13 protein-coding genes, 1 pseudogene and 1 riboswitch are annotated in these 12,473 nt (G+C 66.3%); of the genes and pseudogenes, 5 read left to right on the top strand and 9 right to left on the bottom strand.

Going from position 1 to position 12,473, the window contains the following annotated elements; genetic code table 11:
• The 3 genes from HMPREF1137_RS09735 to HMPREF1137_RS01930 all read left to right on the top strand — a co-directional run.
• The coding region (locus HMPREF1137_RS09735; protein WP_007588241.1) for an HNH/ENDO VII family nuclease at positions 1-756 on the top strand (756 nt) is incomplete at its 5' end.
• Positions 753-1,298, top strand: a complete 546-nt coding sequence (locus HMPREF1137_RS01935; protein WP_007588219.1) for an ankyrin repeat domain-containing protein — start codon at positions 753-755, stop codon at positions 1,296-1,298. The genes HMPREF1137_RS09735 and HMPREF1137_RS01935, both read left to right, overlap by 4 nt.
• Positions 1,298-1,630 (top strand): DUF2185 domain-containing protein, encoded by a 333-nt coding sequence (locus tag HMPREF1137_RS01930; protein ID WP_007588217.1) that lies wholly within the window; start codon positions 1,298-1,300, stop codon positions 1,628-1,630. The genes HMPREF1137_RS01935 and HMPREF1137_RS01930 overlap by 1 nt, the downstream gene beginning before the upstream one ends.
• A 20-nt stretch (positions 1,631-1,650) precedes the next feature.
• Here HMPREF1137_RS01930 and HMPREF1137_RS10225 read toward each other — a convergent pair.
• Positions 1,651-1,782 (bottom strand): annotated as a pseudogene (locus tag HMPREF1137_RS10225) (class I SAM-dependent methyltransferase); the annotation flags it as partial.
• Positions 1,783-1,851: 69 nt separating this feature from the next.
• Here HMPREF1137_RS10225 and HMPREF1137_RS01925 point away from each other — a divergent pair.
• A complete protein-coding gene (locus HMPREF1137_RS01925) occupies positions 1,852-2,184 on the top strand; it encodes an immunity protein Imm33 domain-containing protein (RefSeq protein WP_007588215.1) in 333 nt (110 codons plus the stop codon).
• Positions 2,185-2,204: 20 nt separating this feature from the next.
• Here HMPREF1137_RS01925 and HMPREF1137_RS01920 read toward each other — a convergent pair whose 3' ends face one another.
• The 6 genes from HMPREF1137_RS01920 to HMPREF1137_RS01895 form a co-directional block, all read right to left on the bottom strand.
• Positions 2,205-3,059 (bottom strand): class I SAM-dependent methyltransferase, encoded by an 855-nt coding sequence (locus HMPREF1137_RS01920; RefSeq protein ID WP_007588220.1) that lies wholly within the window; start codon positions 3,057-3,059, stop codon positions 2,205-2,207.
• Complete coding sequence (locus HMPREF1137_RS01915) at positions 3,056-4,579, bottom strand: phospholipase D-like domain-containing protein (protein ID WP_007588233.1); 1,524 nt, start codon at positions 4,577-4,579, stop codon at positions 3,056-3,058. Before HMPREF1137_RS01915 ends, HMPREF1137_RS01920 begins: the two co-directional genes overlap by 4 nt.
• 4 nt (positions 4,580-4,583) lie before the next feature.
• Positions 4,584-5,177 carry a nucleoside/nucleotide kinase family protein gene (locus tag HMPREF1137_RS01910; RefSeq protein WP_007588229.1) on the bottom strand — a complete coding sequence of 198 codons (594 nt, stop codon included), beginning with the start codon at positions 5,175-5,177 and terminating at the stop codon, positions 4,584-4,586.
• Complete coding sequence (locus HMPREF1137_RS01905) at positions 5,174-7,540, bottom strand: ATP-binding cassette domain-containing protein (RefSeq protein ID WP_034496347.1); 2,367 nt, start codon at positions 7,538-7,540, stop codon at positions 5,174-5,176. Before HMPREF1137_RS01905 ends, HMPREF1137_RS01910 begins: the two co-directional genes overlap by 4 nt.
• Positions 7,541-7,550: 10 nt before the next feature.
• The gene (locus HMPREF1137_RS01900; protein ID WP_007588231.1) at positions 7,551-8,150 is read right to left on the bottom strand and encodes an ECF transporter S component; all 600 of its coding nucleotides are present in this window, start codon (positions 8,148-8,150) and stop codon (positions 7,551-7,553) included.
• A 30-nt stretch (positions 8,151-8,180) separates the two neighbouring features.
• Positions 8,181-8,281: riboswitch (TPP riboswitch) on the bottom strand.
• A 28-nt stretch (positions 8,282-8,309) separates the two neighbouring features.
• Entirely contained in the window at positions 8,310-9,779 is a 1,470-nt protein-coding gene (locus HMPREF1137_RS01895; protein ID WP_007588243.1) for an amino acid permease, read from the bottom strand.
• Between the two features lie 161 nt (positions 9,780-9,940).
• Here HMPREF1137_RS01895 and HMPREF1137_RS01890 point away from each other — a divergent pair, with 161 nt between their 5' ends.
• Positions 9,941-10,438 (top strand): DUF2218 domain-containing protein, encoded by a 498-nt coding sequence (locus HMPREF1137_RS01890; protein WP_007588237.1) that lies wholly within the window; start codon positions 9,941-9,943, stop codon positions 10,436-10,438.
• A 915-nt stretch (positions 10,439-11,353) separates the two neighbouring features.
• Here HMPREF1137_RS01890 and HMPREF1137_RS01885 read toward each other — a convergent pair.
• Together HMPREF1137_RS01885 and HMPREF1137_RS01880 are read right to left on the bottom strand one after the other, a co-directional pair.
• Positions 11,354-11,833, bottom strand: coding sequence for an SRPBCC family protein (locus tag HMPREF1137_RS01885; protein WP_034496344.1), 480 nt, complete (start codon positions 11,831-11,833; stop codon positions 11,354-11,356).
• A gap of 293 nt (positions 11,834-12,126) precedes the next feature.
• On the bottom strand, positions 12,127-12,473 hold a 347-nt coding region (locus HMPREF1137_RS01880; RefSeq protein ID WP_007588216.1), incomplete at its 5' end, for a DUF2249 domain-containing protein.

Below are 12,473 nucleotides of genomic sequence, written 5' to 3'. Positions count from 1 at the left end.
GCACACCACGACGGCGACGAGCACCCCAAGGACACCGACGACAAGCACTCCGCCAAGACCGACGACGCCGACTCCAAGTCCCCCAAGGACGAGGCCGACACACACAAGTCCGACAAGGACGGTGACGCCAAGTCCGACAAGGACAACACCGACGCCAAGTCCGACAAGGACAACACCGACGCCAAGTCCGACAAGGACAACACCGACGGCAAGTCCGACAAGGACGACACCGACGGCAAGTCCGATGACGACAATGGGGGCGGAGAGTCTGACAACGATACCGTCTCCGACAAAAACCCGGAAGAATCACAGGAAATCAAATCCGAGGAAGGTACTGGCGAGGAAAAGCGCAACCCGCATTCTGGTGACCCTGACCACAACTGGGGAACCTACGTTGACGAAAATGGGGTTCCCCACATTGACCCTTCTGACCCCCGTCCTTACTTAAATCCGAAGAATAGGCCTTCACTCAAGGAACAGACAATTCTCGATGTCTGGAACGAAGAGGTAAGGCCTGACGGGACAGTTGTGGACCCTGCAGGCAGAGTCATCGAATGGACACCCGGCACCTCCCGCCGAGGAGTATGGGATATGGGCCACATACCCGGCGAAAAATATCACGACAGGTGGCTCGAGTACGTCAACGGGGAGATGACCCCTGCCGAATTTAGAGAGTGGTACAATACAGCTGAGCATTATCGCGTTGAGCATCCAACCACTAATCGCAGCCACAAGTACGAAGGCCTCGACAAATGAACATCTTTCTCACGGCGAATATGAAGACATTTGAGGACTTTGTCGCCCTCTACTCCGAGGGGGACGAGGCGCGCGCGAACCGGGGGCGCTCCCTGTTCAGTTACGCTCTCGGGAACAGCAAACCGGAGGAGCGATACAAGATCGTCGACTTCCTGCTCAAACGCAATCCGTCATTCGCCCACAAGTCCGGTGACGGGGCGTCACTCCTACACATCCTACTGGGCGCCGTCAAGCACGACCCCGCGCGCGACGCCGCCATCGCACAGGTCCTGGTCGACCACGGGGAGACCTTCAACTGCCTCGATAATCGCAAGCGCCTCCCCCTCCAGTACCTACTCCCCCTCCACCGCTACTCCGACGAGGACCTGGCACCCATCTACGACGTCGTCTTCGCGTCCCCCGACCCAGGCTTTACAACCGTCGTTGACGGGGGAAAGCCCTTCAATGAACTCGTCCGCGCATTCGAGGACCGGCAAGTCCTCGCGGACCGCATCGACGACTACCTGCGCACGCAGGATGACACTCACCGAGAGGAGCAATAATGCGCCCCACCTACATTCGCGGCGCCGGTGCCGCCATCGTCTCGCGCAAAATTGTCGAACGAACCGGCAACATCAAGTGGCTGACCCGCGAGGAACCCTTCGCCCCTCAGGACTCCGGCTGGCGCGTGCTATCCGACCGCGACACCGCCGAGTACCTGGATGATCCAAAAAACATGACCGTCGTTGACTTCAACGAGCTGTGCGACATCGAGCCCGCCTGCATCGGCATCTACGACCTGCCGATCGGCTCCGACATTCAACTCGTCGTCGAACCTGACGGCCGCCGGCGCTGGTTCGACAACAAGACCGAAAAAGAGATTTCCTTCCGCTGACTCACACAGCAGCCCCGCCCTCACAGGTGAGTGAGCCACACGAGGGTCGCGTACGGGATGGTGACCAGCTCCCCCGGCGCGTAGCCGAGGTGCTCGTAGAGGTACCAGCGCAGGTTCGCCTGCATCCGCGCCCGCACCGCCTCCGAGGACCGGCAAGTCCTCGCAGACCGTATCGACGCCTACCTGCGCGCACAAGGTGACAACCACCGACAGGAGCACTGATGTACACCACCTACATTCGCGACGCCGGGTACGCCTTCGTCTCGCGCAAGATCGCCGAACGGACCGGCAACATCAAGTGGCTCATCCGCGAGACACCAATTGCGTTGGATGATTCCGGATGGCGCGTCCTCTCCGACCGCGACACCGCCGAGTACATCCGCGACTCGAAGAATCTCTTCCTGGCAGACTTTAACGACATCTGCAATCTCGAGCCCGCCTGCATCGGCATCTACGACCTGCCGATCGGCTCCAACATCCAACTGGTCGTCGAGCCCGACGGCCGCCGGCGATGGTTCGATAACAAGACCAAGAAGGAGATTCCGTTCCGCTGACTGACGCAGCGGCCCCGCCCTTACCCGTGGGTGAGCCACACGAGGGTCGCGTAGGGGATCGTCACCGTCTCCCCCGGCGCGTAGCCGAGGTGCTCGTAGAGGTACCAGCGCAGGTTCTCCTGCATGCGCGCCCGCACCGCCTCCGACGAACGGATATACGAGGAGCGGGTCGTCCCCAGGGTGAGGATCTCCTCGGGTGTCATGTGATCCTCCCAGGCGACCTGCGTGAGGGTCATCGGGGCGAAGCCACCGCCCGGCGTGGGGGGCCTGTCGGGGCGGTGCACGTCGCCAGAACGCATGATGCGCGTCAGGCGATGCACCCACGGGATCGACACGGCCATCTGATTCCAGACGATCGCGAGCGCGCCGCCGGGTGCAAGGATTCGGGCTGCCTCGAGGCCCGCACGCTCCGGATCCATCCAGTGCCAGGACTGCGCAAACACGACGATGTCATACACGTCGTTCGGTAACCCGGTCTCTTCCGCGACGCCATCGTGCCACGTGACCCCCTCGATCGGCGAGGCCTGAGCTCGCATCGCCTCGGAGGGCTCAACCGCGTCCACGAGGAGACCACCGCGGGCCAGGAGCTCGCTCATCTTGCCGGTGCCCGCGCCGATGTCGGCGGCGCGCAGAGCGTCATCCCGGCCCGACGCTTCTACGCCCCGCGCCCGCCGCGCAGCGTCGACCAACGCGGCCACGGCCTCGTCCGGGTAGGCGGGGCGCACGGAGTCGTAGGCACCGCCCTCCCCGACGAAGGGGTTGACCTCGAGGGAATCGGACACCCTGTTCGATATCGCCTTGCAATCCCCGTACTGCGGCCACGAAAGAGAGGTGTCCGCGCGTCCGCCCATGGCCTCGTCCTTGGGGACGCTCACAGGAGCGAGCTCCCCAGTCGGCACACGTTGTCGACGTAGTGGACATGCCACGGCTGACCGCGCCACTCCTCGTAGGTGAGCTCGCGGGAGGCCTCGCGCGTGCGCTCGTCGTTGCCGTGCAGCATCTCGACCAGGCGCGAGCTGTCGGCGACGAGGACGATCTCGTAGTTCAGGCCGAAGGAGCGCACGTCCATGTTGGAGGAGCCGATGATGCACAGGCTCCCATCGACGACCATGTACTTGGAATGCAGCATCCGCGGCTTGCGATAGAGGTGGATGCGCACGCCCGCCTTCAGGAGCGGCCCGTAGTAGGAGCGCTGGGCGTGGCCGACCAGGAACTGGTCGAATTGCTCGGAGACGAAGAGCTCGACCTCGACGCCCGACAGTGCGGCGTTCGTCAGCGCGGTCATGAGGGCCTCGTCGGGGATGAAGTAGGGGCTCGTGATCGACACGTGCGTGCGCGCCGAGGAGATCATGTGGATGAACGCCCGCAGGTTCGGCTCGCCCTTGAACGCGGGGCCGGACGGGATGATCTGCATCGCCGAGGCCTGCTCCTCCTCGCGTTCTGCCGCTACCTCCGCGGCGGGCGGAGTGAGGACCGCGGGGGTCAGGATCTCCTTGCACGCGTAGTACCAGTCGACGGCGAAGACCGCCTGGATCTGCGCGACGATGGGGCCCGTGACGGACACGCTCGTGTCGTCGTAGAGCATGCCGGCCTTGGCGTACGAGGGGGTGTCGTAGTCGGGGGCTACGAGGTTGTGGGAACCGATGTAGGCCTCGCGCCCATCGACGACGAGGATCTTGCGGTGGTTGCGCAGGTCGGGGCGACGGATCTGCCCGCGCAGGGGCGCGAAGGGCAGCATCTCGTGCCACTCGATGCCCATGGCGTTCAGGCGACGCCGGAAGTCCTTGTGCCCGGGAATCGTGCGCATGCCGTGGTGGTCGACGAGCAGGCGGACGGTGACGCCACGGGCGACCGCGCGCTCGAGGGCCTCGTAGAAGGGGGCCGTGTACTCGTCCCACGAGGTCTGGTAGTACAGGGCGTTCACGTGGTGGGTGGCCGTATCGATGCTGGCCGCCATGGCCCGGAAGGTCTCGGCCGTGTCGTTGTAGAGGCGACCGACCTGCCCCGCCGAGGCCGGAAATCCACTCAGGTTGCCTGCCAGGCGCATGATCGAGGCCGTGTCATCGTCCGAGCCAAAAGGCAGGCCGTCGGGTCCCGTGGGCACCTCGTAGGACTCTGGTTCGGGCGCGGTCGAGCCGGCCACGATGTCCTCCACCAGCTGACTGGCCTCGGGATCGTCGTCGAGGCGTCGGCCCATCGCCCACCAGGACCCAAAAATAAAGTAGAGCGGCACACCCAGGAGCGGCCACAGGAAGATCAGCAGCAGCCACGCGGTCGACGTGGACGCGCGCCGGTGCTTGGGCACGACACCCAGCGCGACGACGCGGATCGCGAACTCGAAGGCCCCGAAGAGGAGCCACCCCCACAGCGGGGGTTCGGGAGGCGGCGGCAGCATGCGCCTATTCTACCGAGCGCCCCAGATCCTGGTCGGCCCATCGCTGCCAATGCGGCGCGTAGGTCTGCCCGTCGCGCGCGAGCGCCCGGTTTCGGCGTTCGTCCTCGCCGGGGTCCGCGATCCAGATGACGAGATCGGCCTCGGCCTCGATGGCACCGCAGCCCTCGATGATCGTCGGGACGAGGGGGACGCGGATCGTCGCCCCGGTTGCGCCATTCTCCCAATCCCAGGCCTCGTAGGAGGAGGCACGCCCTCCCCGCAGATCGGCGGCAATTCGACGCGCGATGTGAGCACCCTCCGCGAGGCCGTCCCAGCCGGGGTACCAGTCGTCAAGGTGCAGCACCTGCCAGCCGTTCACGAGCCGAGCGAGGGCGGCGGCCAGCGTGGACTTGCCGGATCCGGAGTATCCGTCGATGGTGACGACCGGGACGCCGGGCTTGGCGCTCTTCTCGTCGAACGAGGACGAGGCCCGCTCCCCCGCCAGGGCACTCAGGCGGGGGGCGAGCTCGCGGGCGGCCCCATCGGGGCCCATCGTGACGGGGACGGTGACCCGCAGGCCCGCTCCCCCGCCCACATCTTCCCAGGTCAGGGCGCTCATCGGCCCACCAGGGCGAAGGTGCCCGCCCAGATACTCGCAGCCAGCGCGATCGCGGGCAGTGCGATGGCGACAACCATGAGGGCGGCGTCGGCGGCGCACAGGCGCGAGACACGCGCCCACGTTCTCTTGCCTTCCGCGCCGAAGCCCCTTGCCTCCATGGTGGTGGCCAGCTTGCCGGAGCGACGCAGCGCAAACACGAGGAGCGAGAAGGAGCCTCGCAGGAAGGAACGGATGCGCGAGGCGTCGCCCACGCCTCGTGCGCGCCGCGCCCGCTCGAGGGCCTTCCAGTCGGCCGCCATCAGCGAGGTCATGCGCGCGCCCGCGAGCGCGGCGAGGACCGGGCGGGCAGGCAGGTGCAGGATCTGCGCGAGGCCGTCGCCCATGTCGGTGGGGTCGATGCGGTCGAGCAGCGCGATGGCGGGCATGACAATCGCGCACATGCGCAGGCCGATGCCCAGCGCCAGCCATATGGAGTGGTCCGAGATCGCGGCCGGCCCGAACTGCCAGTACACGGTTCCGCCCGGCGAGGCATAGAGCAGCATGGACAGCGCGCCAAGCGGCGCGGCCACGAGCAGCGGCGTCGCCTTCATGAAGAAGCTGCGCGCCGACACGCCCGACAGGGGCATGAGCGCGAGCTCGAGGGCGAGTGCCACGCCCGCGCTCACCGGATCGATCGTGATCAGCAGGGGGGTCGTTGCGACCAGGAGGGCGAGCACGCGGGCGACGGGATTCGTATGCGCGAGGAGGCCTCGGGCGCCGCGCTTCGGGCCGCGATCGTGAGCGTTCCCGGTGGGGGCGGCCTTGGCCTCGTCCGTGGAGGCTGCGGGCGATGCGCCGCGCGTCCCGACCTGCCCGAGGTCGACGACGCGCTGGCCCATCGCGGCCACGAACGCGGGGTCGTGCGTGATCGACACCAGGGTGACGCCGCGCTCGAGGGCGGCGCGCAGGAGGCGCACAAGGCCGAGCCACGTGCCGCGATCCTGGCCGAAGGTCGGCTCGTCGAGGATGAGCAGCTCAGGGGCGCTGATGAGCGCGGTCGCCACCGACAGGCGACGCTTCTCGCCACCCGACAGCGTCATGGGGTTGGCGCGCGCGAGTTTAGTCAGGCCCAAGGCCTCGAGATGTTCGTCGACGAGGGGGGCGATCTCCTCGTCGGTCATGCCGGCGGCGCGCGGACCGATTGCGAGTTCCTCGGCGACGGTGGCGGCCAGGAACTGGTATTCGGGCTCCTGGAAGACCATAGACATGCGGCCGAGCAACTGCTTGCTGCTCCACTCGTGGGGGTCGCCGGCCGTGCCGTCGGAAGTCTCGACCTCGACGGCGCCCTCCAGGGGCGGCAGGAGACCCGCGAGCGTCAGGGCAAAGGTTGATTTTCCGGCGCCGTTAGCGCCAACGATGCAGGTGGAGACCCCACGCTCGATCGTCAGGTCGATACCGCTGCGCACGGGGGCGGACGCGTCGTAGCCGATCGTCAGGTCGGAGACGCGGGCGATCGGGGCGGCTTCGGACGAGGCCGGGGCGACCTCGGGAGCGGGGCCGACCTCGGCAGCAACGTCGTCGCCGGGAAGCCAGATACCGCGCTCACGCAGGGCATCGCCCTGCTGTGCGAGGACCTCGTCGAGGGGGCCATCGGCGGCAATCGCACCGTCTGCGACCACGATGACGCGATCCACGAGGGAGGCCCACACGTCGACGCGGTGCTCGACGACGACCACGGTCGCACCCGTGCGCTCGACGACCTTTTCGACGGCGGCGCGCACCTCGGCGACGCCACTCGGGTCCAGGTTCGCGGTGGGCTCGTCCAGGAGCAGCAGGCCCGGGCCCATCGCGAGAATCGACGCCAGAGCCAGGCGCTGCTTCTGCCCGCCCGACAGCTCCGTCGTCGAATGATCCAGGGGGACGCTCAGGCCCACTGCCTCGAGCGAGTTCTCCACGCGCGGCCAGATCTCCTCGCGCGCAACCCCCAAGTTTTCCATGCCGAAGGCCACGTCGTCGCCCACGCGGGCGAGGACCACCTGGGCCTCGGGGTCCTGCATGAGCAGGCCCACTCGGCCCCTGGCATCGGCCGGGGCGACACCGTCGACGGTGAGCGTGCCGGTGGCCTCGCCCTCCTCGGCGCCGCCCAACAGGCCGGCCAAACCGCCCATGAGCGTCGACTTGCCCGACCCAGACGGGCCCAGCACCAGCACGCGCTCGCCCGGCGCGATATCGAGATCAACACCCGACAGCGCGGCGTTCTTGCGCCCGGCGTGACGCCATCCCCAGCCGCGCGCGCACACGCGCGCGCCCGCCCCCTCACCCAGCGCAACCGGGGCACCGGGAGAAGAAGCGGGGCGGGAGGAGGCGGAGTGGGCCTCGTCCATGGATCGGAAATCAGACAAGCTCACGCGCTCCACGTCCGGAAGCGAAGCGGTCCAGGGCACCCGTCTTCGCGAGCGCGTTCGTCAGCGCCCACGCGAGCAGGCCGGCCAGAACGATGCCCGACGCCATGCCGCACACGAGGTAGATCACGTTGTAGAGCACACCCTTCGCGAGGTGACCGGCAAGGAAGAGCTCGAGAACCCACTCAAACGCGAAGGACACGGCACCCGCAGCACACACGATCGTCGCGTTGTAGCGGCGGTAGGCGACCAGGGCGAAGACGACCTCCGCACCGAGGCCCTGCGCGAGACCCGAGTAGATGGTCTCGACAGCCCACTGGGAGCCCAGGGCCATAGAGACGGTCGCGGCCATCAGCTCGACGAAGAACGCGGCGCCGGGCTTGCGGATGACGTAGCCGCCGAGCGTGCCGCCCAGCAGCCAGACGCCCGTGACCAGGCCACCGACGCCGGGGCCGATGGTCTTGAGGAACTCGTAGCTAGCACCGCCCACCTGGTTCCAGACGACGAAAATGAGGCCGCACGCGACGCCCAGGACGGCGGCGGTGACGATGTCAATGACCCTCCAGCGGAGGGACGGAGCAGTGGATGCCATGCGAAAATACTCCCTTCGTGTTGCACGGCGGCCACGAGGGAAGAGCCTTCCTACGCCGGTATGATCCGGATCAGGTTCTACGGTCGGGGGTGGTCCCTCTCAGCTCGGTTCGAGCTCCCGTGGCACGCTGGTGAGCATAGTCACTAACTATGGGTTCCGCTACTCGTGCAGGTGGGGGCCGGTATGCGGCCCCTCGCCCGTGCCGCCGTCGCCGAGGACGCCCCGCGACGCGCGACGCAGCAGGAAATGGCGGTTCGCGAAGGCAGCGCCCACGATGAACGCGATCCAAATCAGGGAATAGACGAGGCCGGGGCGAGTGTCATCCCACATCGCCAGGATGACACCCATGCAGCCCATGAACGCCAGGACGATCCAGGCGCTGATCGCGCCGCCGGGGGCCTTGAAATGCGAGTCCGCGTGCAGCTGCGGGCGCTTGCGCAGGTACACCAGGTAGGACACGACGATGACGACCCACACACCCATGAACAGGGTGGCCGACACAGAGGTCACCAGCGTGAAGGCCTCAGAGATCGAGCCGCCCATCCCCATGATGACGATGCCCGACAGCAGGCACACGCAGGACAGGAACAGGGCATTGAGGGGCACGTGGTGCTTGGAGAGGCGAGCGAAGACACCGGGCGCCTGCTCCTGGCGGGCCAGGCCATAGAGCATGCGTGACGTGGAGTAGATACCCGAGTTCGCGCTCGACGCGGCCGAGGAGAGGACCACCAGGTTGACGATCGTGGCCGCGGCACCCAGGCCGGTCAGCGAGAACATCGTGACGAAGGGGGACTTTTCGGGGCTCACCTGATCCCAGGGGGTCACCATCATGATGGCCGCGAGCGCCGCCACGTAGAAGAGCATGATGCGAACGGGGATGGAGTTGACGGCCTTGGGCAGGGTGTTGTCCGGGTCGTCGGTCTCGGCGACTGTCGTGCCGACCATCTCGATGCCGATGAAGGCGAAGAGGGCGATCTGGAAGCCGCCGAGGAAGCCGGTGAATCCGGTCGGGAAGAAGCCGCCGTGGCTCCACAGGTTTGAGACCGCGGCCGCGGTGCCCTCGGTATCGACGGTACCCATGGCTACCATGCCGAAACCCACGATGACCAGGGCTATGATCGCGACGATCTTGATGAGCGCAAACCAGAATTCCGTCTCGCCGAAGGCCTTGACCGTCATGGCGTTGAGGGCGAAGAGCAGCAGCGTCGTCGCACCGATGGGGATCCACGCGGGCAGGTCTGGCCACCAGAAGTGCGTGTAGCCGGTGATCGCGATCATGTCGGCAACGCCGGTGACCACCCAGCACGCCCAGTAGGTCCACCCCGTCACGAAGCCGGCCCACGGGCCGATGAGGTCGCGGGCGATGTCCGCGAAGGTCGCGTACTTGTGGTCGGAGAGCAGCAGCTCACCGAGGGTACGCATAAACAGGAAGAGGACCGCGCCGATGATCATGTAGACCAGCAGGATCGAGGGGCCCGCGACGGAAATCGTCTTACCCGATCCCATGAACAGGCCCGTGCCGATCGCACCACCGATGGCGATCAGCTGGATGTGGCGGTTTTTCAGCGTGCGCTGAAGTTTTTCGCCACCCTGCTGGGGCTCACCCTGTTCGACATGTTCAACTGTCATCGTTGTTCCTTCCGCCAGCTCCCGTCCCGGGGGCGTTTTTGCGCGGCCTTTGCGCGCTTGCGTGACGCGCTTGACTATCCAACGCTACCGCACGGGTGCACTCATGACCGAATCCAGAGCTACGCATGGCAGAGGCCACGCATTCAAGTTAGGTTTGCCTTATGACACAGAATCCAGCGCCTTCGACGGACGAGACCGCCATCCCCTCAACGGCCGAGGCCTCGTACCCCCTGATTTCCGTGGCCACCGTTCCCACCGAACGGGCCGCGCGCTACGGCAAGCAGCTCGTCAGCCACATGGCACACAAGATCACGGGCTCGTGGGACGAGGAGGCGGGCAGCGGATACCTGCTGTTCGACCGCGAGGGTCCGATCCTGGGTCGTTTCGACGTTGTCGCGTCGGCGTCTGATCTGCGGCTCGAGCTGCGCACAGAGCCCGAGCGCGCCGATCGCCTCGAATTCATCGTCGGCATCCACCTGGCGCGCTTCGGCGCGCGCGACAGCCTCGCCATTTCGTGGGAGCGCACCGACGGCAGCGAAGGCACCACGCAGGGCCCCCTGACCCCCGAAGAGGTCGAGGCTCACGCCCGCGCCAAGAAGGCAGCCCGCGAGGCGGCTGCACGCGAGGCGGCGGCGCAAGAGGCCGGGCATGCGGAGTAGCCGCGGTACACACGGTGGACTAGGCGCGGCGGGGCACACGCGCGGCGCTAGACCGGGCACGCGGCTTAGGCCCGGCATCACCGCACGCAACATCCAAGCACGCAAGGCATCCGGGCCCCATCAATTCCGCATGCAATTCCCTGACGACCACACACAACAACACCCCAGAAACCGCATGATTCCAACGTTCTGACTTCAAAAGTTGAAACACTCACGGGGGAATTGCATGCGAAATTGCGGGGCGCTGATGCCCGCTCCCGGCAGATGTCGATACAGTCCCCACCATTCGGCACCGGGAGGCATTGCACCACTTAGCAGGACATTGCACTGGTTAGGGAGCATTACACCAGTTAGGGAGCATTACACCACCTGGGAACTGGTGTAATACCCAGCTAAATGGTGTAACACCACTTAGCAACAAGCCCAACCGCGCGGCCAGCATCCGATACCCGGAGGCATTGCACTACTTAGCAGGGCATCGCACTAGCTACTATCCAGTGCAATGCTCCCCCACCTAGTGCAACGCTCCCCGCTCACTCCTCCGGGTACGCAAAGGTTCAACCTGATCGGGAAGATTCCACCCGATCAGAAGGGGTTGATTCTTCCCGATCGGGTGTAACACCCCATCGGCAACAAGCTAGACCGTGGCAAGCGTCCGGCGGCCCGCAGCCAACGCCGCATCACCGTCCCCACATTCACCAATTCCGCATGCAATTCCCTGACGGCCACACACAACAACACCCCAGAAACCGCATGATTCCAACGTTCTGACTTCAAAAGTTGAAACACTCACGGGGGAATTGCATGCGAAATTTGGGGACGATCGCCGGAATCACGACATACCCAGCGACCACGCACACACACCGCAACGACAACCGCCGACATCAACGGATGCCGGCACGGAAGCGCAGACGCTCAGCGGCCCTCGAGGTAGTTCTTCGCGGCATGCAGGACCTGCTCCCACATGCCGATCGCGTCGTCGTACGCCTGGCGGGCCTCGGCCTCGTCGTCGGAGACCGACGCCAGACCCGACTCTTCCACGTGGATGGCGACGCCGCCGCGCTCCTCGGACAGGGAGACCTCGATGCGGGTCGCGTACTCGTCGGGCAGCTCGTCGTCGGCCAGCGGGTACCAGCGGAAGGCGACGACGTCCATCGGATCCTCGTCAGCCTTTTCGATCAGCCAGTCGCCGGCGTCCGGGTCGCTCACGCGATAGATGCCGTCATCCCCGAGCGTCACCTCGTGGTCACCCAGCGGGCCGTCGTTGACCCACCAGCCCGGCTCCGACACGAGCGCCCACGCGGCCTCAATGTCGCAGTCCACGACCACGTCGGTCTCGACGCGATCCAGGTCGTCCTCAACGTCGGCGTCAGAAGTCATGTCAAAGAAGCTCATACACCAACGGTACCGGGTCGGGCGCTCCCAGGCACGCGAATGGACACCGAAACGGGCGCCCATCTCCGCACGTCGGCAAGCACCCCATCAGTCATGGGAAGAGGGCCCCGTGCGAGCACTTCCGTACACACATGCACGAGGCATTGGAACGCCGCGTTCCTCGCGCACATACGACGAGGCACGCGGCAGTAAGTCCACAACGCCCGACGATCACCAGGCACAGATACGACGAGGCCGTGGCCAGCCCCGCAGGAAAGCGAGAGTCGGCCACGGCCTCGGCGTGTCAACAAGCCTCAGGCGAGACGCGTGATGCGGTAGCGCCAATCCACGGGGCCGACCTCGAGGGTCTCCACGCGGTAGTGCTGCTCGGAGTCCTGCAGGTGCGCGAACAACGGCTCGGGCTGGTGGGGTGCGCAGATCTGGATGTTCTCGCCGACGGGCAGGTTATCGACTGCGGCGAAGAGCACCGCGTGGCGCACGACGCGGGGGATCGAGTGGATGACCAGCTCGTCCGCGCCCGGGCGGTGAATGACGCCGGCGCCGCCAGCGTGGACATTGCCCGCAGAGGGGGCGCCGTCACCGCAGCCGCAGCCGCCCGCAGTGGAGGCGATGGGCTCGGCGGCCATCTCGTGGGGGCGCT

Origin of the sequence: Actinomyces sp. ICM39, from assembly GCF_000282935.1 — a bacterium.
In the GTDB taxonomy this organism is placed as follows: domain Bacteria; phylum Actinomycetota; class Actinomycetes; order Actinomycetales; family Actinomycetaceae; genus Pauljensenia; species Pauljensenia odontolytica_B.
The sequence above is the reverse complement of the archived record's forward strand: the minus strand, read 5'-3'. Positions and strand labels throughout refer to the sequence as shown.